Source organism: Lishizhenia tianjinensis, assembly GCF_900116425.1.
GTDB classification, from domain to species: domain Bacteria; phylum Bacteroidota; class Bacteroidia; order Flavobacteriales_D; family Crocinitomicaceae; genus Lishizhenia; species Lishizhenia tianjinensis.
In genome coordinates, this window is record NZ_FPAS01000001.1 from 113,891 (window position 1) to 135,182 (window position 21,292).

Below are 21,292 nucleotides of genomic sequence, written 5' to 3' on the forward strand. Positions count from 1 at the left end.
TTCTTTCCGAAACCCCTTTAAAGGAAATGTTGAGTGTTGATGCTTTTGACGTAATTTAACTCGAAAGTCTAGGTTTTTAAAGTCCTTTGAGTAGGTTGTACTAGATGAATTGTTTCGTGTTCAGATTTAGTTCGGAAGAATAGCGGACACTCAAGTTCTATCTTAAAAATTCTGACCAAAAATTCCTCCCACCTCTAGAAAAAGATATACTTTTACCCCATGATTTCTAAGAAAACGAAATACGGTTTAAAAGCACTCAGCTACCTGGCTCAACAAGAGAAAGGCAAACCTGTGTTGATCTCAGAAATCGCGCAATCTCAAAACATTTCCCTCAAATTCTTAGAGTCTATACTCTTAGATCTTAAAAAGCAAGGTATACTCGCTTCCAAGAAAGGAAAGGGCGGAGGTTACTACCTGATGAAACCGGCCAATGAAATTTCGCTGGCCAAGGTGTATAGGGCTTTGGAAGGACCAATCGCTTGGCTGCCTTGCGTGAGTTTAAACTACTACGAAAAGTGCGAAGACTGTGATTCGGAAGAAAGCTGCAAGCTCAACAAAGCCATGGTAGAGGTGAGAGACAGCATCCTTAATGTAGTCGAAAACAAAACCATTGCCGATTTGTAAATAGGAGAGAAGAAGGCAAACGGCCGGGGCGCCATTGCAAATCCTCGGCTCTTTTGCATTTCAACATCCCTGTACCCAAAGCTTCTTAGGTCGCTTTTGCCACAGCGTGTTTCCTAAGCAAAATTTCCTGTGGGTTTTCCATTCTACCCCTGTTTGATTCGTTTTAGGTAAGAGTTTATGTTCTTACTTCGCGTAATCGGCCTTAGAGACTCCTCCTACATCGGACTTCAAGCCTCAGTGTCCTGTTAACTTTTTAAATTTTGATTTTTGAATTCAGAATTCATGCATCGCACAAACCATTGCTCTGTTAACGTTAACTACCACAACCAATATTCTTGAATCGTTGAATCCTTGAATCTTTGAATTATTGAATTGTTGAATTGTTGAATTCTTAAATCATTTTCACTAACTTGTTCTCAATCAAAACCTAACCCTCATGAAAATCTCCCCAGCCCTCCAAAAAGCGGTCTGTAATTTATCGGCCGACCAGAAAAACAAAATTCTATTAGAACTTTTAAGTAAAAACGAATCCTATGCCCAAAAACTAGAGTTTCAATTGCTCAATACTTTGACCGTCGTTGAACTCAGAGAAAAACTTTTTCATACCCTCGACGATGAACTACACAACAATGCAATGCTCTATACTCCCGGACAACTCCTCATGTTCTTGCGCGACCTCTACCGTAAAATAGAAACCCACGCCCAACTCACCGGCGACACCTACGGCGAAGTAGACCTAAACATCTTTGTCCTAAATGAAAGCCTCAAACTGCACAGTCAGAGCATGACTACCTTTAAATACAAACAAGTCGAAACCTGGTGCAAATTCATTTTGGCCAAAACCTTCAAAGCCTTGTTGCAGCGCACACAATTGACTAACAAAGAACAACTAGAGCTCTATCCCGACCTAGAAGAACTCGGTCACCACTACCAAAACAACAAATACCTCACCCGCTCCGCCCGCTCCCACGGCCTCCAACTCAATTGGCTCCTTAATAACGAAGTCCCCAACAACCTTCAAGAAATCCACGATGGAATTAAAAAGCTCGGCTACCTACAAAGTAGAAACCCCGTAAAGGATAGGGTGAAAGAGTAATAATATCGGCCTTCGAGACTACTCCTACCTCGTCCCTCAGGCCTCAGAGTTTTGATGTTTTTTAAATTTTGATTTTTGAATTAAGAATTAACGGGCGGCCTGAGGTTCGGCAAAGCCGAAGTCTCGAAGGCCAACCCCCAAACAGGAAAATCCCCTCTTTCTACAATAAATTCAAAAGATAAACCACCCATAACCCAACAAAATCAATATTTTTGACCTACACGATCAAAACACCTTGATCTGCCTAAGAATTACATACAGAATTAAGAGCATTCATATACATGATTACAGGAGAATTAAAGTCGCAAGTAGATAAAATATGGGAGTCTTTTTGGACAGGTGGTATTACCAACCCCATTACAGTTATTGAACAGTTTACCTATTTGTTGTTCATTCGTCGTTTGGATGAAAAGCAGTTGCTAGAAGAGAAGAAAGCGAATCTAATTGGCAAGCCCTTGGAGAAACCTCCTTTCTTTACCGCAGCGCAAGAGGCTTTGCGTTGGAACAAACTCAAAGACCAAGATGCGGAAGTGATGTTCGATCTCTTTACCAAACCTATGGTAGATGACATGACCGTCTTTGACCACATGAAACAAGTAGGGAGCGATGCAGGTGTGTTTGGCGAATTCATGAAAGGAGCAACTTTTATGATTTCTACACCGCGACTACTCGACCAAGTGGTGCAGATGATAGCAGGTATTAAAATGGAAGACAGAGACACCAAAGGTGATTTGTACGAATACTTGTTGTCTAAAACGGCCTCTGCAGGGAAGAACGGACAGTTCCGTACACCGCGCCACATCATTAAAATGATGGTAGAAATGATGCAGCCGCAAAAAGAAGATACCATTTGTGACCCTTCTAGTGGTACGGCGGGCTTCTTGGTGAGTGCCGGTGAATACATACATGAAAACCATGAGGAATGGTTCCACGAAAAAGATTTTAGAGAACATTACCACAATAAAATGTTTACCGGAGTAGAGTTTGACAGCACCATGTTGCGTATTGGTGCCATGAACCTCCAACTCCACGGTATAGACCACCCTAACTTAATAGGCAAGGATGCCCTAAGCGAAAGCAACGCCGATGTGCGTAACCAATTCTCGCTTATTTTGGCCAATCCTCCGTTTAAAGGGAGTTTAGATTACGATTCTGTAGAATCTTCTTTGCTCAAAACGGTAAAAACCAAGAAAACTGAATTGCTCTTCTTAGCCCTTATGTTGCGCATGCTAAAAATAGGAGGGAGAGCCGCGGTAATTATACCCGATGGTGTGTTATTTGGAAGCAGCAAAGCCCACAAGCAAATACGCCAAGAAATTATAGAAAACAATAAACTAGAAGCCGTTATCTCTATGCCAAGCGGGGTGTTTAAACCTTATGCAGGGGTAAGTACGGCGGTGGTTATCTTTACCAAAACGGGCAATGGCGGTACAGATGATGTGTGGTTCTACGACATGAAAGCCGATGGTTATAGTTTAGACGACAAGCGTGCCGAGGTGAAAGAAAATGATATCCCAGACATCTTGGCGCGTTACAGCCAGTTAGAGCAAGAAAAAGAGCGAAAGCGTACCGACTCCTCTTTCTTAGTTCCTTTTGAAGAAATTAAAAACAACGACTGGGACCTTTCCATTAACCGTTACAAAGAAATTGTTTACGAGGAAATTGAATATGCTGCTCCAGAGGTGTTGATTAAAGAGATTGAAGGATTGGATAAGGAGAGAAATAAGGCGTTAAAAGTATTGAAAGATATATTAGGGTAATGAAGTTTATTGAATTAAAAGAAGTAATTGATAAACCAATATCCGGTGAATGGGGAAGCGATGGTGAAGGAGTAAAAGTAATTAGAACCACAAATTTCACGAATGAAGGAAAATTGGAATTATCTGACGTAGTTGAGAGAAATATAACTCTAAAAAAAGTTGAGGAAAAAAAACTTCGAAAAGGTGATGTGATTATTGAAAAATCAGGTGGAGGTCCAAAACAACCTGTGGGAAGGGTTGTCTTTTTTGACGAAGAAGGAGAATATTTATGTAATAATTTCACATCTGTACTTAGACCTAAAACGGAGTTGATTTCTCCGAAATTCTTGTTGTACGTTTTGTTTGCAAATCATAAGTTTGGTTATACCAATGCCTTTCAAAATAAAACGACAGGAATAATTAATCTCCAATTAAAGAGGTATGTTTCAGAAACAAAAATCCCTCTCCCCCCCCTCGAAGAACAAAAAAGAATTGCTGCCATTTTAGATGCCGCAGACCTGTACCGACAAAAAACAAAAGCTCTCATTGCCAAATACGATGAACTCACCCAAAGTTTGTTTTTGGAGATGTTTGGAGATCCTGTTACCAATCCGAAAGGGTGGGAGGTTGTTTTAATGAGTGAGGTTTGTAACAAGGTGACAGATGGAACGCATGATACACCCCAAAGAATATCTAGTGGTGTGAAGTTCATTACAGGAAAACATATACGTCCTTTTAAAATTGATTATATAAATAGCGATTATGTTGAAGAATCTGTGCATGAAGATATATATAAAAGATGTAATCCAGAATATGGGGATGTATTGTACACTAACATAGGAGCAAATTTAGGTACTGCAGCATTAAACATTGTAAATTATGAATTTAGTATGAAAAATGTTGCGTTATTAAAACCAATAAAAGGGATAATTGACGGACGTTATATTGAATATCTACTAAATAGTAGAAACATGAAAGAAAAGATTGTCTGGATGGCTTCCTTAGGAGGAGCACAGCAATTTTTAAGTTTGAGTCAATTGCGTAGGTTAAAAATTAATAATCCACCTTTAAACCTTCAAAACCAATTCGCCGAACGCGTTCAAGCCATAGAACAACAAAAAGCCCAAGCGCAAGAGAGTTTGGCCAAGGCAGAAGATTTGTTTAATTCCTTACTCCAACGGGCATTTAAAGGGGAGTTAAGTAAAGAAATAGTATAGTTTAAAGTTTTTTAGTTAACAGAAAGTGTTAATTGTTTTTTTTATCACCTAATGAATATTACATTTGCCACAACCAAGTTAGAGAAGTACGCCAACCAACATAAAGTTGCGGTTAGTAAGTTGGGTATGTTAAGAGCGAAAAAACTAAAACAACGCTTAGATGATTTGTCTGCAGCAAGTAGTTTGGAAGATGTGAGGTATTTGCCAGGGAAGTATCATGAATTGACAGGAGATAGAAAAGGGCAATGGGCATGTGATTTAGATCAACCCTACCGCTTAATTTTTGAACCCCATGAAAATCCTATTCCTACCAATAAAAACGGTCAATACCTTTGGATAGAAATACTTGGTGTTGAAATTATAGAAATAACAGATTATCATTAGAAAGGAGTTGAACATGCAAGCAAATAGTTATTTACCAGATTTTGTAAGTCACCCAGGTGCAACCCTTGCAGAAATTTTAGAAGAATTAAAGCTAGGTCCAAAAGAGTTTGCTGTAAGAACTGGAAAGCCTGAAAAAACGATAAGCAAAATATTAAATGCTACAAGTGCTATTACACCAGATATGGCAGTGCTTTTTGAAGATGTTTTAAAAATTCCAGCTAATTTTTGGTTAGAGCGTCAAAAAAAGTACGATATATTTTTAGCACGTAAAAAGAGAGAAGAACAAATTGAAGCAGAGCTTGAATGGGGATCTAATTTTCCTTATGCAGAAATGGCAAGGCTTGGATGGATTACAACCACACGTAAGAAGAAGGAAAAGCTCGAGAATATTTACGATTATTTTTCTATTAGTTCCAAAGCTGCGTTTGATGCATACTATTTCCAACAAAAAGTACCCGTAAGTTTTAGAATATCCTTATCAAACGCTAAAAAGCCCTATGCTATGGCGGCTTGGTTGAGAAGAGGTGAACTGCAGGCAGAAGAGTTAAGTGCTCCACCTTTCGACAAATCTACTTTAAAGTCGCTTCTTCCCGAGTTAAAGAAAATAATGGCGAACCACCCTTCAAATTTTTTCAAAAAAATACAAGAAGTCTGTCTAAAAGCAGGAGTTAAAGTGGTGTATACACCTTGTTTACCAGGAGCTTCAGTTCATGGTTCAACGCGATGGGTTAAAGATACACCGCTCGTTCAACTTTCTGCACGCTATAAACAAAATGACATTTTTTGGTTTACCTTCTTTCATGAAATAGGTCATATCTTATTACATGGGAAAAAATTTGTTTCTATGGAGAATGTAGATTACGATGACGAGGAAGAGTTGAAAGAAAAAGAAGCAGATAAATTTGCAGTAGAGTTAACATTTAGTGAGGCGGAGGAAAAAGAAGTTTTATCCAAAAAACCTCTCTTCGTTGAGGATATAGAGAAGTTTGCAAAGAAGTTTGGTACACACCCAGCTATGATAATAGGAAGATTTCACTTTAAAAAATTATTACCTTACAGCTTAGGAAGAGAATTTATTCAATCTATAAACCTTAGTGAATAAAAAATAATGAGCAACTTTAAATTCTTAGCTACCGAATGGAGAGCCATCTACAAAGAGGCTAAAGAGGCAGAAAAATTAACTTTTACTTCGCCCAAAGCTTGTGCAGTTATTTGTAGAAGTGCCTTGGAGAAAACCGTAAACTGGTTGTTCAACAACGATCCAGATTTAGAAAGGCCCTACAGAGAAAACTTGGGCGCCTTGTTGCACGAGCAGTGTTTCAAAGACATCCTCAAACCTTCCATGTTTAGAGAAATTTACCTCCTTAAAAAAATAGGAGATAATGCCGCACATGGTAACTCCATTCGCAAAGAAGAGGCCTTGGTTGCTCTACAGAATTTATACAGGTTTACGGCTTTTGTGGCCGTATATTATTCAGAAAACGAACCCCTTATTCTTCCCTTCGATGAGTCGCTCATACCCACCGGAGAAGAAATTAAACAAACCCTAGAAGAAATTCAGTTGCTAGAAAAGCAATTGAACCTTAAAAATGAACAGGCCCTTCTAGAAAGAAAACAATTAGAAGAACAAGCAGAACTCATTGCCTCCTTGCAACAACAATTGTTAGATCAAGAACAAAATGTTAAAGCGCGTAAGGTTGAGCGAGAACAAGTTGTTGAAATAGAAAAGGTAGTGCCTGTATTGGTGTCAGAAGCCAAAACACGCCAAATGTTCATAGATGTTTTCCTCAAAGAAGCCGGTTGGAGCAATTTACGTGAGGGATATGAATTAGAGTACGAGGTAAAAGGTATGCCGCTTACTACCAATAAATCGGGCAAAGGCTATGCAGATTACGTACTTTGGGGAGACAATGGTTTACCCTTGGCAGTTATAGAAGCCAAGAAAACCATGGCAGATGCGCGTAAGGGAAAACACCAAGCGCAGTTGTATGCAGATTGCTTGGAGCAAATGCACCAGCAACGTCCTATTATTTTCTACACCAACGGTTTCGAGAATTTTATTTGGGATGATACCTTTTACCCCGATAGAGAAGTACAAGGTTTTTACACCAAAGATGAATTACAACTCTTAATTGATAGAAGATCTACCCGAAAAGATATTAGAGAATATAAAGTCAACGAAAACATAGCTGGCAGGTACTATCAAAAGGAAGCCTTGCAACGTGTGGCAGAAACCTTTGTAGGTACTACCACCAACGGGGAACTGAAAGCGGGAGGTAGAAAAGCCCTTTTGGTTATGGCAACGGGTTCGGGTAAAACAAGAACTTCGGCCGCTTTGGTAGATATGCTTACCAAATGTAATTGGGTAAAACGCGTATTGTTTTTGGCCGATAGAAATGCTTTGGTAACGCAGGCCAAAAATGCCTTTAACGAACACCTGCCTCACCTCAGTGCGGTAGATTTAACCAAAGAAAAAGAAGATGGAAGTACGCGTATTGTGTTCAGTACCTACCCAACCATCATGAATAAAATAGATGCACTCAAAACAGACGATGAACGCTACTACGGCGTAGGTCATTTCGATCTCATCATCATAGATGAAGCCCACCGTTCTGTGTATAAAAAATACGGTGCAATTTTCGAGTACTTTGATTCATTGTTAGTCGGTTTAACGGCAACGCCCATAGATCATGTAGATAGAAGTACTTATCAATTATTCCGCGTAGAAGACAAGAACCCAACTTACGGTTACGAGCTCAGAGATGCGGTAAAAGATGGTTTCTTGGTGCCTTTTAAAGGAATCACCATGCCCATCAAATTCATGCGAGAAGGAATCCGTTATGAAGATTTAGACGAAAGAGAAAAAGAGGAATACGAAGAAAAGTTTGGAGATCCCTTGACGGGAGAAATTCCAGAATCCATAGAAGGTTCTGCCTTACACAACTGGTTATTCAATACAGATACGGTAGACAAAGCCCTTAATCATTTAATGACCCACGGAATTAAAGTAGAGGGTGGAGACAAGTTGGGTAAAACTATCATATTTGCCAACAACCACAAACACGCTGTTTTCATAGAAGAACGCTTTAACAACATGTACCCAGAACATGCGGGTAACTTTTTAAGGGTGATTGATAACTATGAAAGTAAAGCGCAAGATTTGTTAGACAAATTTACGGATGCCAACCAAGAGCTAAATCCGCAAATTGCCGTTTCTGTAGATATGATGGATACAGGAGTAGATGCGCCACGTGTGGTAAACCTGATGTTCTTCAAAGCCGTGAAATCTTACGCCAAGTTTTGGCAAATGATAGGAAGAGGAACACGTTTGTGTCCTAATCTTTTTGGTCCGAACAGAGATAAAAAAGACTTCCTAATCTTCGATCTCTGCGAAAATTTTGAGTTTTTCGGTACCAATCCTGACGGTATAGATGGTGGTGTTACCACTAGTCTTACCCAGCGTATTTTTGAAATGAAGCTCGACATCATGGCAGAAATCCGTGAGAAAATGGATGCCAATGAAGAAGAGCGAGAGTTAAATGAAAGTTATACGCGAGAATTATTTGAAAGGGTAAGCACCTTAGATGAAGACAGGTTTCAAGTGAAAATGAAATTGCGTGCAAAGACCTATTTTTCTAACCGCGAAAATTGGAATCACTTAAAAAAGACAGATTACATTGATTTGAAATCTGAGATAGCGCCCATAATTCTACCGAAAAAAGGAGACCATGAATTGGCCCGTAGGTTCGACATCATCATGTTAACCATAGCATTGGCCAAGTTAACCGGTAAAGTTCCAAGCAATTACATAAGAAAAGCAGCCGAGGTAGGTAAGAATTTGAGTCGCGTTAACGTACCCGACGTAAAAAGAGAACTCAAAACTTTGGATGATTTACAAAGTCCAAATTTCTGGAAACAAGTTTATTTGCGTCGTTTGGATGAGGTAAGATTAACCGTGCGTGAGCTCATGAAATACCTTGAGAGCGAACCCACAGAAATTGTCTATACTTCCTTAACCGATGATGTGCAACTTTCTATGGTAAACGAAGACCCTGTTCCTTACGGAAATGCTTTGGCTACTTACAGAGAAAGGGTAGAAAGCTACATTCGAAAGAACAAACACCATTTGATCATACAAAAGCTCCGTAACAACGAGCCCATCACAAAAGAGGAGTTAGAAGCGTTAGAAACTTTACTTTTTGACGGTGAAGAAAGAGGAACGAAAGAAACCTTTACAGAAGAATTTGGAGAACAACCCTTGGGTGTATTTATTCGCTCTATAGTTGGGTTAGACATACAAGCCGCAAATGCTGCGTTTTCGGAGTTCATTCAACTTAGAAACCTAAAAGCCGACCAAATGACCTTTATAAAAAACATCATTTCTTTCTTAGAAAAGAATGGAACCATAGACAAGAGTATGCTCTTCGAAGCCCCTTTCACCGACATCAACGACCAAGGCCTCCTCGGAGTCTTCGACGATGCCGACGCCTTCAAAGTCATCTCACTTTTAGATAGAATAAATGAAAATGCAGAGATAGCATAAAATATCGGCCTTCGAGACTCCTCCTTCGTCGGACCTCAGGCCTCCGTTAAATCAAAGATTTGCGGCCTGAGGTTCCACGAAGTGGAAGTCTCGAAGGCCAACACAATTGAATAAAATTAATAAAATGAAAACCACCCCTTATCAAGAAATCATTATCGATTGGACGGCAAGTGAAAAAGTAAATTCTTTAAATGACTTTAAGAGTAAGTTCGGAAATGTTTTAGAACAAAAGACCGATTTTTTATACCAAATCTACGGAGATCACCCAGTATACGGAAGAAACGTATTGCTGTATATAGGGATTTCCAAACAGATTAAAGGCAGGATGAATCAACACTTAAAGGGAATTTTTAGCTATGTTCATAATAAGACCATTTCTATCGGTCAGGTAGATGAAAAATATAGATTCAAACTTGAAAAGTTAGAATCTATATTGATAGCAAATCATAAACCCGCTTTTAATAAGGAGTATCTCCATAACCTAGATTCATCGGCGATGCAAGTTGATACGCAAGATGACGGAAAAATAATTGTAATTAATAACGGAGAGTACGGTTGTTTACAGACATCATGCACCAACTTTTGGTGGGTGGATGCTAAAGTAGATTAGATACAAACTAAAAAAAACTAAATTAAAAGATTAAAAACCAATAAAGTCAAACCGAAAATTAAATTCAATGAAAAAAATAATCGTTTTTCTGTTTTTTTTAAGCCAAGTTTTTATCGGCTTCAATCAAACCTTAACGTTGAAAGACCTTCAGTATGTATGTAGTCAATCTGATTGGACAAAAGTTAATAATTACCTAACTGACAAAGGGTGGGAGTATTATGAATCCGAAAAAGGCTCTTCCGATCGGTATAACACGATAACATGGACTTTTAATCGAGGTTATGGAGGGAAAGCATCAGGATGGTTTCATCTGTATACATTCGATGGTTTATCTAATAAAGTACTTTATAGTGTATTTAATCAAACTTCGTACAATAAGGTTCATAACCAAATCAATTCTTTAGGCTATAAACTTAATGAGAGCGTAATAGAGGATAATGAAATTATATCTACGTATAAAAATAGTAGGTATTTTTTAGAATTAACAACTGAGAAAAGAGAAAGTAGTAGTTCTTATTATGACGATGGGGGAGTTACTGCCTATAATTTTGAATTGATTTTAAAGTCTGGAGTTTATGACCCTGATAATGGTAAGAAATACGAATATTACTGGGATGGAAAAACACTAAAGTTAGAGTATGTCATGAAGGATGGTGAGTTACATGGTCCTTTTAAATCCTATAATTACAACGGTACATTGAAGAAAACGGGTGTGTTTAAAAACGGTGAGCAGCATGGTTTTTTTGTAGAATATAGGGGCGATGGAAGTAAGGAGTCTGAATATAATGTAAAGGATGGAGTACTTAACGGTAGCATAAAATCGTACTACGAAAATTCTAAATTGGAAAAAGAAGGTTTTATGTTAAATGGTAAGGAACATGGGAACTTTAAAGAATATACAGAAGAAGGTGTTCTTGAACTTGTATATAACAAGAAAAACGGAGAATTTGACGGGAGTTTTAAAGTATATTATGAGAATGGTCAATTGAAAAGGATCGGTGCTTTTGCTAATGGTGTAGAAAGTGGTGAGTTTAAAGAGTATAATGAGGAGGGGAAATTGGAATATCATTATTTCAAAAAGAATGGTGTTAATGAAGGGAAGTTTTATGAGTATGAGGATGGTAAGTTAATCTTGGAATCTAATTATAAAAATGATCAATTGCATGGGGAGTATGTTAATTATTTTTATAATGATGAGGGAGAAATAGGGTACAAATTGACAGGTGATTATTTATATGATAAAAAGAATGGATTGTGGAAAGGTGAAATCAAGGAGGGAGAAGAGTTTAGATTGTTGGAATCTAAAACCTACTATCAAGGTGAGTTAAATGGTCCTTGTATGATACCGAGCAACGATACACTAGTATTTTGTTCTTATGACATGGGTAGCCTACAAGGGGATTATATGATGTATTTTGATTTGTCGGCATCCCTTTTTAACACTGTGATCCGCACTGATTCTTCAAAACTAGTTTTATTGAAGAAAGGTAAATATCAACTTGGTAAAAAGCATGGAATGTGGAGCTACTATTTTAACTCAGGTTCGCTTATGGAAAAAGGTCCTTATAATAAAGGTAAAAAGCATGGGAATTGGAGTTATTATCATCATGGGATGTCAATACCGGTAGAAAATGGGGAGTTAATGAATTTACCTGGTCAGTTAAGATTAAAAGAACAATACAATAATGGACTACTAAATGGTGTTGTTGAACGATTTTCTTACATGAAAAAAATACCTTGTCAAGGAGGTGGAGATTGTTATGAAATTGAAGATGCTTACCTGAAAGAACATTACTTAAATGGAACACTTCATGGAGATGTTATTTATAAGGATTCAGTAGGTACTGTAATAGAAAAGGGTGAATATTATTATGGTAAAAAACAAGGTGTATGGTTAGAATCTGCATTGTTAAATAAGGAATATGGGTATGTTTTTAGTGAAGGGGAATATCAATCTGACCTTAAAACAGGTAATTGGGTTACGTACGGTAAGGATAAAGTGGTTTTGATGGAAATCAATTATGTCAAGGATGAATTTGACGGTGTTACAAGGTTGAATAATTTAAATGGAGACAATTTACAAGAGCTAGAATTTGAAAATGACAATTTGGTATCTATTAAGGTATATGATGAGTTATCCGGCTTAATGACTCATTCATACAAAATAAATAACTTTTCAAATAAAACAGTTATACAAACAATATACCGAGATGGATTGAAAGTTTCTCAACAAGAATATCGATTTACTGGAGATGGTAATCCATTTGAGTTCCATAAAGATTTCGTAAATGGTCTTAATAATATTGGTAAATATTATATCCAAGAAATTGGGTTATACGTACTTTATGATACTAAGGAAAGGCTTACTGTTAAGGGGGAGTTGTCATTGGGAACCAAAATCGGTGATTGGTACTATTATGACTATGAGCAAGATATATACGTGATAAAAACATATAAATACAATAAGGTTACCTTAGAGAAGTATTTTTATATAAATAGTTCAGAAGCTTTTACAGGGGATTATTTTATAAAGGAATCTAAAGAAGCAGATCTGATAAAAGTAAAGGTGAAAAACGGGTTAAGAGAAGGAAATACGAAATTTTACGATAAAGAAGGTAAAGTAATTAAAAAGGACAAGTACAAAACTGGACTTAAGATTAGTTAGGAAATGGTAACGAAGAAAATTGCAAACATCACGTATTTTAATTGTTGGTGGGGAGATAATAAGTAGATATGGACGTACAAGAAATTAAAGAGAAAATTAGGTTACTTGAGCAACAAAAGTCAAAGGCTATAGAAAAACAAGAGTACGTTTTAGCTACAGATTTAAGAGATGAGATTTTGAAATTCGAAAACCAATTGAAGAATATTTCTAAAAGATAAAACTTATGCCATTCCTCCCAAATCAGATAACCAAAGATCATATCATACGGGCAGCTAACCGTATTGAAAAGGAAAGTATAGAATTACTTCCTTCAATGCAATGGGATGTTGAAATCGATGAGAATCTTTACCCACCAAAAGAAATCATGCGATTTGCGCATGAAGAAATGAATGGAGAACGCATTTGGAATTATTCGGGTGGAGAGCAAACAAATGCAATTTTGAAAACACATGGTTTTGAAATAAAAGCTAAAATATTCGCTGATACCAAAATTTTGGAACTGATTGATGCTTATAAATCCCATATCTGTACATCTAAATTAGAAAACGAGCGTTACAAATGGGAGTTAGTTCAGCAATTTAAAGGTCGACCTGATGTAAATACTGAAAATTTCAAGGATGAAATTCAAGCTTTGGATTTTGCTAACCTGGTTTATGCAATGTCTAATTCCGTTCGTAAGTTTTTAGCAGAAGAAAAACCTGAGGAGTTTCGTACTTGTTTTCAACAATTGTTTGATGATCAAATAGATTTAAGTCAACGTGTAAGGCAGTTTACTGAACAAACCTTAAAGCTTTACAAGTCACTGAACGGATCTCACGGACATCATCAGGATGAGCGAACTATTTCAGCATATTTAACCTATCACAACCCAGATAAATACACCTTTTATAAAAATTCATTTTATCAAGCTTTCTGTAAGTTATTGGATGTTAAAACTGCTTCAAAGAACAAGAAATACGCTCATTATTTAGAATTGTTAAATGAATTTATTTCTGGATATATTCAAAAAGATGAAGAGTTAATTGATCTTGTAAAATCTCTTCTTCCAAAGTTATATGATGGTAAGAATCATTTATTGTTAGCACAAGATATACTTTATACTATGTTAGAAGGAATAGATAATAGTGAACATTTTAATTACCAGAAAGATTTCGAAAAATGGCTGAAGAAGTCAAATGGAAAAGGAAGTAATAAAGTGGCCTCTTATTTAAGGGCGATAGAGTTGTTGCAAGAGTCTTTAGATTATGTTATTTATGAAACTGATGATCTTGATTTATTAGGTGAGTTGCACGTAGACTTGATAGCCAATCAGAAGAACATCGACGGTCCCTATTACAATGCTTCAGCCCCACCTTCTTATGCCAACAACGGGTTTTACTCAGCTTCAATAGGTGCTTATCTAGAATTTCAAAAAGAACGAAATGCTAAAAGTGAATTGAGAGAACCGAAAACAAATTATTCTATGCCTTATTCCTTAAACGAAATACTTTACGGTCCTCCGGGTACCGGTAAAACATACGAGACAAAATCTAAAGCCGTTGAAATCATCACGGGTAATAAAATTGAAAAAAGAGATGAGTTAAACGCAGAATACAATAGACTTGTTGAGTCTAAAAACATCTTGTTTTCAACTTTTCACCAAAGCATGTCTTACGAGGATTTTGTAGAGGGAATTAAACCTGTAACCGAAGATGGGCAAGTTTCTTACGAAATCCAAGACGGAATTTTTAAACAAATATCTTCTCTGGCTAAAGGCGTAGATGGTAGAATCGAAAAGCAAGAAAGTGCTATTGATTTTTCTACGTTAGAATTTTTTAAGATGAGTTTAGGGGGGAAGAATAGAAAAGATGTTCATGATTGGTGTATAACCAACAATGTTATTGCTTTAGGTTATGGTGGGAATAATGACCTAGATACAATAGGAGCGAGTAATTGGAAGGATTACCAAGTTGAATTTCAAGAGAATTTCCCTCAATTAGTAGAAAAATCTAGTTATAATGTAAACTCAACTTACTACTTTAAAAATGTAATAAAGTTAGGGGATGTTGTATTAGTTTCTAAAGGCAATAGAATCATAGATGCTGTTGGGATTGTAACAGGAAATTACGAATACAGAGAAAGCGAAGAAATTCCTTATCATCATTTTAGAAAAGTTAGATGGATTGCCACAAATATGAATGCAGACCCTAGTTTATTCGTGGATAAGAACATATCACAACAAACAATCTATCAGTTCTATAACGATGATATTAAAGTAGACTATTTTGAAAAGAAATTTTCAAAAAGTAAAAAGGAGACGGAGTTCAAAAATCACGTCCTCATCATAGATGAAATTAACAGGGGAAATGTTTCTGCAATTTTTGGTGAGTTAATTACGCTCATAGAAGAGGATAAACGTTTGGGAGCCAAGGAGGAAATCAAAGTGACTTTGCCGTATTCAAAAGAAGAATTTGGTGTTCCGAGTAATTTATACATCATCGGTACCATGAACACAGCCGACCGTAGCGTTGAAGCTTTGGATACAGCCTTAAGACGTCGTTTTAGCTTTAAGGAAGTCGGGCCAAAACCTGAATTAATTCGAGAAGTTGGAAAAGCTGAGAATGGGGAGGTAGAGGGTGTAGATTTGGTTCAACTCCTTTCGGTAATCAATCAACGTATAGAGGTGTTGTTGGACAAAGATCATTGTATTGGTCATAGTTATTTCCTTAATGTCGCAAGCTTAAGGGAATTGAAAGCAGCCTTTCAGGACAAGATCATTCCTTTATTGCAAGAGTATTTTTATGGTGATTATGGAAAGATAGGTTTGGTGTTGGGAGAAGGTTTTGTGAAAAAATCAATGCTAACCAACCACAATATATTTGCGATTTTCGATGATTATGACGCAAGTATGTATGAGGAGAAAAATGTCTATCATATCATACAGCCTTGTGCTTTGAAGGATAATGAATTCAAACAAGCTTTGAATCAATTGATAGGATAGGTGGGGATACGTCATAAAATAGCTGTTTTCGAACATGAAACTTTGACCTTAAAGAATAAGGAGTTCACGCGCCGACATTTGGAGGTTTTACAAACCTTCCATGGAGAGAAGGGTGTTCCTTATTTCTCATTGGTACATAAGGGAATAAAGTTCAATCAATTTGTAGGTGTTTTACAGATTGGTGAACTCACCTTGGAGGTTTTGCCTAAGGCGGATAAAACAGGGACACAGGATGAATGGAGGTCAAGGTTAATTGAAATGCTGCACGCGGTAGGAGAATTCAATGTGGATGCACCTTCTGAGAGTCTATTGACCCTGAAAAATAATTCTGTGTTAGATCTCTATTTTGCCTTGTTTGTAAAAGAGGTGGAGTATCTCTTACACCAAGGTTTAGTCAAAAAGTATAGAAGAACAGAAGGGAATGTTAAAAGTCTAAAGGGGAGTTTAAACTTTACTAAACACTTAGATCATAACCTCATTCATAAAGAACGCTTTTACACCGCTCATACCGTGTATGATCAGCAACATGTTTTACACGCGATATTGTTGCAAGCCCTAATGGTTTTAAAGCAACTCAATACCAATGCTAGCTTAACGAGTAGAATTTCTACACTTCTATTAAACTTTCCAGAACAGGAATATATTAAGATCACTGAAAGCACTCTCAAGAGAATTGCTTTAGATAGAAAAACAGAAGGCTACAAAAAAGCCCTTCAAATTGCAGAATTGATACTTCTCAATTATCACCCAGACCTAACCAATGGTAGAGACAATGTACTGGCCTTGATGTTTGATATGAACAAACTGTGGGAGAAGTATGTATATGTGGGCTTAAAAAAGAACCTCAAAGGGATAAGATCTATTTCCATGCAACACTCCAAAAAGTTCTGGCAACAAGAAAAGGGAAATGCTTCCACTATGCGACCTGATATTGTCATCAACAAGGGAGAACCTGATTGTATTGTTTTAGATACAAAATGGAAAAATCTCAATGGATCAGTGCCAAGTTCAGAAGACTTACGACAAATGTATGTCTACGCAAAATTCTACCAAACCCAAAAGGTAGCCTTAGTATACCCCGGAATAGAAAATGCTGAGTTTACCGGTAACTACTATCACGAACACACCAAAGAACTTGGCGATCAATCTTGTTCTATCATTACCCTTCGCCCAGAAAAGAAATTGAAATCATGGATGCAAGATTTGAGTTTGTTTTTTAATGTTTAAGCTATAAATATAGGTCTTCAAGACAGCTCGTACCTCACCCCTCAGGCCTCAGTACCTTGAGGTTTTTTAAATATTAATTTTTGAATTAAGAATTAACGGCCGACCTGAGGTTCCACAAAGTGGAAGTCTCGAAGGCCAACACCTCTTTAAATCTTTAAATGTCGAACTTCAGTTCGATATTAAATTCTTAAATTCCCTTCTAAAAGTCTAACCGTCTAAATGTCTAAACATCTAAAATCTCTATCTTAGTCGGCATGAACATTTTTCTGACCCTCGATTATGAACTTTTCTTCGGCAACCCCACGGGGAGCGTGGAGAAGTGTATCTTGGAACCTACCGAGCGTTTGCTTAATATTTCGCGCAAATATGGGGTGGGGATGACCTACTTTGTAGATATTGGGTACCTCTTGGCAATGGAAAGAGAAATGATACATTTTCCGCAATTGCAGCACGACTATAATTTGGTCGTAGATCAATTGCACAAAATCATTGCAGAAGGCAGCGATGTTCAATTGCACATTCACCCGCATTGGGAAGATTGTAACTATACGCCAGAAGGTTGGAATATGATTACGCATTTGCACTATAAATTGGATGATTTCCCCGAAGAAGAAATCTATCCTTTGGTGAAGCGTTACAAGGAAAAGTTAGAAGAGATTATCGGAAGAAAAGTGAATAGTTTTAGAGCAGGAGGTTGGTGTTTGCAACCTTTTTCTAAAGTGGAAAAAGCCTTTCAAGAACTCGGAATAAAATACGATACCACCGTTTTTCAAGGTGGAAAGTTTTCCTCTGAGCACTATGCCTTTGATTTTACCTCAGCACCCAACAAGGGGCGTTATCAATTTCAAAGTGTATTGACCCATGAAAATCCTGAGGGTTATTTTACGGAAATTCCTATAGGGGGTATGAAATATCATCCTTTGTTTTACTGGCAATTGTATGGGTGGGGGAGAGTTAGACCTTCGCGACATAAAATGCTGGGAGATGGTAATTTTATTGCCCAACCCGGACGTAAACAAAAACATTTGACAAAATCTTCTTGGAACCATATTAGTATGGATGGATACTTCGCCTCTAAACTCAAAAGTGCTACACGCAAATTTGCAAAGTCGGGAAGAACGGATTTAGTGGTGATCGGTCATCCAAAAAGCATGACTGAATTTTCATTTGAGCGTTTAGAACGTTATATTCAGGCCATGCAAAAGAAACACGAGTTTTTAACCTTTAAAGATTTGCCCCATGCTGATTAGTGCAGAGCGTCTGGATAAGGCGGCTTGGGATGATTTTGTAGCGCAACACGGAGCAACTATTTTTTCTACTTCTACTTATTTAGATGCTACCGCAGAAAACTGGTTTGTCTATTGGAAAAAGGACGAAAACTGGGGAGTAGCCTTGCCCTATACCGTGCGTTTGGGGATCAAAACCTTGTACCAACCCTTCTTTAGTCGTTACCAAGAGGTAATCGGAGATGTTCCTGCTGGGAGGTCGGAACTCGAAGAGGTAATAAAACAGCATTTCAAGCGTTCTATGGTCAACTTCAGACGAGAAATTCCGGAGTGGATTCCTTCTGAAATTTATGTGTACCAAAGTTATGACGAGCAAGCCAAAATTTCTACAAATGCCAAACGTCAATTCAAGAAATTTGAGAAGTCGGGTTATAGCATAGAAAAGGAAGCGTTTACACCAGAACACCTCGAGTTTATCACCAATACTTTGGCTGAGAAGTTAGATTTTTACAAGGGTGATGAGGTAGAAATCATTGACCGCTTGGCCAAGAACTTAAGTGGAACCCAACAGTTGGTGAGTCATGTTGTACGCATTGCCGGAGAAATTGCAGCGTGTATACTTTTAATGGATTTCGGGCAGCGCCGTATTTACTTAAAGGGAGCAAGTTCTGAAGATTTGAAAAAATTAGGAGCCATGTACGCTTTGCTCAACAATGCTAGAGAAGAAGCTGTGGCCCAACATAAAATATTTGATTTTGGTGGATCGCGCGTAGATAGCGTTAAATCCTTCAATTATAAATTAGGTGGAGTAGACCAAAAGTATTTTGCTTATCACTATGATAATTCTCCTTTTTGGTTTAAACTCGCACAAAGTTTAAAAGCATGGAAGAAAAAGTAGTATTGATTACAGGTGCCTCAGGTGCATTAGGAACGGCCTTAACGGAACATTTCAGAGCCCAAAGTCACATTAAATTAGTGCTCCACTTCAATGCGAATCCTATTTTAAACATAGACAACCAAAACGTTTTACTTACGCAGGCAGACCTTACTCAAGAACATGAGGTGAAAGGGATGATGGCGAAAATAGAGGAGAAGTTTGGTCGTTTAGATATGCTCATCAACAATGCAGGGATCTCTAAAAGTGCCATTTCTTGGAAAATGTCTAGCGAAGATTTCGATGCTACCTTAAATGTAAACCTCAAAGCACCTTTCTTAACCAGTAAATACGCCATTCCACTAATGCGTAAGCACAACTGGGGACGTATCGTAAACATCAGTAGCGTAGTGGCGCAAACAGGTTTTATTGGTACCACAGCCTATGCAGCGTCCAAAGCCGGACTCATCGGTATGACCAAAACCATGAGTAAAGAACTAGCTGCCTTCAACATCACTGTAAACGCTTTGGCTTTAGGTTATTTCAACAGAGGAATGATAGATGATGTGCCCGAAGAGTTGCGTTCTGAAATCCTAAAAAATGTACCTATGAATCAATTAGGAGAACCAGCAACCATCGCCAAAACTTTGGAATTACTCCTCTCAGAAGAAGGAAGCTTCATCACCGGTCAAACCCTCAACCTCAATGGAGGACTATACTAATGCAGTATGGAGTGTGAGTATGGAGTATGAGCGAATCTAAAATTAGATGTATCGAAATATAGGTTGTCGAGCAAAATATAAGTTATCGAGCGGAGAGCCGTGGTGAGCGGAGCCGAACTATCGAGATACCGATAATTCAATGACTAAATTTCCAAATCATCAAATTATTGAATCCTTAAATCATTAAATAGTCAACCGCAGGTTGATGCTTAAATCTATAAATTCACTCAGCGTACTTTGTGTAATCCTCTGCGAACTTTGTGGTTCAGCCACGTCCTATCGGAATCATCAAATCCTTCAAATCATCAAATTATTGAATTTGACCTACCCCAGCTTCGATTGCGTAACCACCTCAGCCAATAACTCCAATCTTTCTTGATAATGCGGGTTGATATCCCCTTCAGTTGTATACAAATCAGCATATTGCATAGGAACACTCAAAGGAGCTGTCCAAGCACGCAAGGCTTTGGCAACTGTATCCATGGCATTGATACCATTGATGGCTTGTACACCACCAGCCCAACACGCAAAACCGATTACTTTACCTTCCAAGTATACTTGATCTTCAGTTTTACCGTATTCCAACCAGTCCAAACAGTTTTTCATCGCACCTGTCATACCGCCATGGTACAAAGGAGTAATCCAAATATGTATGTCTGTGGCTCTAAACAATTTGTTCATCGCCTCAACAGGAGCAGGCAAAGTTTCAGGGTTTAGTTTGAAAAGAGGGATGTTAGAATCGGTGATGTTAAAGATCTCCGTCTCACATGCCAAAGTATCAAATTTGTTCTTTAAAAGTGTGCTAATCTTTGCAGATGTAGACTGAACAACTGGCTCTATAGCTCCGTTAAATATCAATACTTTCATTTCCTTTTCCATATTACTTTGGGTAAACCTACTTCGCCATACATGAGGGCTTTAACTAGGGGCGAAAGAAGCTGTGTGATTTTAGCATAAACCTCCGGAGGAATTCCGGGTCTGGCTACAATTACAACACGCTCATCTTTCAGGTGCGCAAAATTAGTGTTTTCTAATTGCTTTAACCAAGCTTGCAGCTTTAAGTTTTCCATAGGTCCAAAAGATACATTCTGGGCAACCTCCAAAAAACGAGAGGTTATGGACATAAAAATCCAAGCAGGTAAAATTAATTCATCATCATAGTGCACGGCCACACTTTTTCCCTTAAACACATCTAGGTCTAAGTTGTTTAAAGTAGTTTTAAATTGTTTTTCTTTTACTATGAGACCCTCATATAAAAGTTCTGCTAAATCAAAACTAACCCATTCTTCTTTTGGGGCGTAATCTGCTAGATCCAGCGCTGTAATCTTTGACTTATTGGGTATATTATTGTGAAGGGTATGCATGTTTTGAACATAAAAAAGGGG

17 protein-coding genes are annotated in these 21,292 nt (G+C 37.7%); 15 read left to right on the top strand and 2 right to left on the bottom strand.

The window, feature by feature from the left end:
* The first annotated feature begins 219 nt into the window (after positions 1-219).
* The 15 genes from BM327_RS00540 to BM327_RS00610 all read left to right on the top strand — a co-directional run bounded on the left by BM327_RS00540 (position 220) and on the right by BM327_RS00610 (position 19,907).
* Positions 220-624, top strand: coding sequence for an RrF2 family transcriptional regulator (locus BM327_RS00540; protein ID WP_090245093.1), 405 nt, complete (start codon positions 220-222; stop codon positions 622-624).
* Between the two features lie 436 nt (positions 625-1,060).
* Positions 1,061-1,720: a hypothetical protein gene (locus tag BM327_RS00545; protein WP_090245102.1), complete on the top strand. Its 660-nt coding sequence runs from the start codon at positions 1,061-1,063 to the stop codon at positions 1,718-1,720.
* Positions 1,721-2,001: 281 nt separating this feature from the next.
* Complete coding sequence (locus tag BM327_RS00550; protein WP_090245105.1) at positions 2,002-3,480, top strand: type I restriction-modification system subunit M; 1,479 nt, start codon at positions 2,002-2,004, stop codon at positions 3,478-3,480.
* Positions 3,480-4,676 carry a restriction endonuclease subunit S gene (locus tag BM327_RS00555; RefSeq protein WP_090245111.1) on the top strand — a complete coding sequence of 399 codons (1,197 nt, stop codon included), beginning with the start codon at positions 3,480-3,482 and terminating at the stop codon, positions 4,674-4,676. Before BM327_RS00550 ends, BM327_RS00555 begins: the two co-directional genes overlap by 1 nt.
* 51 nt (positions 4,677-4,727) lie before the next feature.
* Positions 4,728-5,060, top strand: coding sequence for a type II toxin-antitoxin system RelE/ParE family toxin (locus BM327_RS00560; RefSeq protein WP_090245116.1), 333 nt, complete (start codon positions 4,728-4,730; stop codon positions 5,058-5,060).
* A gap of 13 nt (positions 5,061-5,073) precedes the next feature.
* Positions 5,074-6,162: a HigA family addiction module antitoxin gene (locus tag BM327_RS00565; protein WP_090245119.1), complete on the top strand. Its 1,089-nt coding sequence runs from the start codon at positions 5,074-5,076 to the stop codon at positions 6,160-6,162.
* 6 nt (positions 6,163-6,168) lie between these two features.
* On the top strand, positions 6,169-9,603 hold the full coding sequence (locus BM327_RS00570; protein ID WP_170853627.1) for a DEAD/DEAH box helicase family protein: 3,435 nt from the start codon (positions 6,169-6,171) through the stop codon (positions 9,601-9,603).
* A 124-nt stretch (positions 9,604-9,727) separates the two neighbouring features.
* On the top strand, positions 9,728-10,213 hold the full coding sequence (locus BM327_RS00575; RefSeq protein WP_090245126.1) for a GIY-YIG nuclease family protein: 486 nt from the start codon (positions 9,728-9,730) through the stop codon (positions 10,211-10,213).
* A gap of 67 nt (positions 10,214-10,280) precedes the next feature.
* Positions 10,281-12,878 carry a toxin-antitoxin system YwqK family antitoxin gene (locus BM327_RS00580; RefSeq protein ID WP_139230188.1) on the top strand — a complete coding sequence of 866 codons (2,598 nt, stop codon included), beginning with the start codon at positions 10,281-10,283 and terminating at the stop codon, positions 12,876-12,878.
* A 68-nt stretch (positions 12,879-12,946) separates the two neighbouring features.
* Positions 12,947-13,096 carry a UvrB/UvrC motif-containing protein gene (locus tag BM327_RS00585; RefSeq protein WP_090245132.1) on the top strand — a complete coding sequence of 50 codons (150 nt, stop codon included), beginning with the start codon at positions 12,947-12,949 and terminating at the stop codon, positions 13,094-13,096.
* Positions 13,097-13,101: 5 nt separating this feature from the next.
* Positions 13,102-15,858 (top strand): AAA family ATPase, encoded by a 2,757-nt coding sequence (locus tag BM327_RS00590; protein ID WP_090245135.1) that lies wholly within the window; start codon positions 13,102-13,104, stop codon positions 15,856-15,858.
* A gap of 42 nt (positions 15,859-15,900) precedes the next feature.
* Positions 15,901-17,085 (top strand): McrC family protein, encoded by a 1,185-nt coding sequence (locus BM327_RS00595; protein ID WP_170853628.1) that lies wholly within the window; start codon positions 15,901-15,903, stop codon positions 17,083-17,085.
* Between the two features lie 254 nt (positions 17,086-17,339).
* Positions 17,340-18,335, top strand: a complete 996-nt coding sequence (locus BM327_RS00600) for a polysaccharide deacetylase family protein (protein ID WP_139230189.1) — start codon at positions 17,340-17,342, stop codon at positions 18,333-18,335.
* On the top strand, positions 18,325-19,209 hold the full coding sequence (locus BM327_RS00605) for a GNAT family N-acetyltransferase (protein ID WP_090245146.1): 885 nt from the start codon (positions 18,325-18,327) through the stop codon (positions 19,207-19,209). Before BM327_RS00600 ends, BM327_RS00605 begins: the two co-directional genes overlap by 11 nt.
* Entirely contained in the window at positions 19,194-19,907 is a 714-nt protein-coding gene (locus BM327_RS00610) for a 3-oxoacyl-ACP reductase family protein (RefSeq protein ID WP_090245151.1), read from the top strand. Before BM327_RS00605 ends, BM327_RS00610 begins: the two co-directional genes overlap by 16 nt.
* 324 nt (positions 19,908-20,231) lie before the next feature.
* Here BM327_RS00610 and BM327_RS00615 read toward each other — a convergent pair whose 3' ends face one another.
* Entirely contained in the window at positions 20,232-20,774 is a 543-nt protein-coding gene (locus BM327_RS00615) for an NADPH-dependent FMN reductase (protein ID WP_090247572.1), read from the bottom strand.
* Positions 20,771-21,271 carry a DUF2480 family protein gene (locus BM327_RS00620; RefSeq protein ID WP_170853629.1) on the bottom strand — a complete coding sequence of 167 codons (501 nt, stop codon included), beginning with the start codon at positions 21,269-21,271 and terminating at the stop codon, positions 20,771-20,773. The genes BM327_RS00615 and BM327_RS00620 overlap by 4 nt, the downstream gene beginning before the upstream one ends.
* Between the last annotated feature and the right edge of the window lie 21 nt (positions 21,272-21,292).

What these genes read in the sequence shown, in the direction of transcription:
- BM327_RS00620 (WP_170853629.1), bottom strand. Translation starts at nt 21,271, where the DNA reads ATGCATACCCTTCACAATAATATACCCAATAAGTCAAAGATTACAGCG.
- BM327_RS00540 (WP_090245093.1), top strand. Translation starts at nt 220, where the DNA reads ATGATTTCTAAGAAAACGAAATACGGTTTAAAAGCACTCAGCTACCTG.
- BM327_RS00615 (WP_090247572.1), bottom strand. Translation starts at nt 20,774, where the DNA reads ATGAAAGTATTGATATTTAACGGAGCTATAGAGCCAGTTGTTCAGTCT.
- BM327_RS00550 (WP_090245105.1), top strand. Translation starts at nt 2,002, where the DNA reads ATGATTACAGGAGAATTAAAGTCGCAAGTAGATAAAATATGGGAGTCT.
- BM327_RS00605 (WP_090245146.1), top strand. Translation starts at nt 18,325, where the DNA reads ATGCTGATTAGTGCAGAGCGTCTGGATAAGGCGGCTTGGGATGATTTT.
- BM327_RS00610 (WP_090245151.1), top strand. Translation starts at nt 19,194, where the DNA reads ATGGAAGAAAAAGTAGTATTGATTACAGGTGCCTCAGGTGCATTAGGA.
- BM327_RS00600 (WP_139230189.1), top strand. Translation starts at nt 17,340, where the DNA reads ATGAACATTTTTCTGACCCTCGATTATGAACTTTTCTTCGGCAACCCC.
- BM327_RS00575 (WP_090245126.1), top strand. Translation starts at nt 9,728, where the DNA reads ATGAAAACCACCCCTTATCAAGAAATCATTATCGATTGGACGGCAAGT.
- BM327_RS00570 (WP_170853627.1), top strand. Translation starts at nt 6,169, where the DNA reads ATGAGCAACTTTAAATTCTTAGCTACCGAATGGAGAGCCATCTACAAA.
- BM327_RS00590 (WP_090245135.1), top strand. Translation starts at nt 13,102, where the DNA reads ATGCCATTCCTCCCAAATCAGATAACCAAAGATCATATCATACGGGCA.
- BM327_RS00565 (WP_090245119.1), top strand. Translation starts at nt 5,074, where the DNA reads ATGCAAGCAAATAGTTATTTACCAGATTTTGTAAGTCACCCAGGTGCA.
- BM327_RS00580 (WP_139230188.1), top strand. Translation starts at nt 10,281, where the DNA reads ATGAAAAAAATAATCGTTTTTCTGTTTTTTTTAAGCCAAGTTTTTATC.
- BM327_RS00555 (WP_090245111.1), top strand. Translation starts at nt 3,480, where the DNA reads ATGAAGTTTATTGAATTAAAAGAAGTAATTGATAAACCAATATCCGGT.
- BM327_RS00545 (WP_090245102.1), top strand. Translation starts at nt 1,061, where the DNA reads ATGAAAATCTCCCCAGCCCTCCAAAAAGCGGTCTGTAATTTATCGGCC.
- BM327_RS00585 (WP_090245132.1), top strand. Translation starts at nt 12,947, where the DNA reads ATGGACGTACAAGAAATTAAAGAGAAAATTAGGTTACTTGAGCAACAA.
- BM327_RS00560 (WP_090245116.1), top strand. Translation starts at nt 4,728, where the DNA reads ATGAATATTACATTTGCCACAACCAAGTTAGAGAAGTACGCCAACCAA.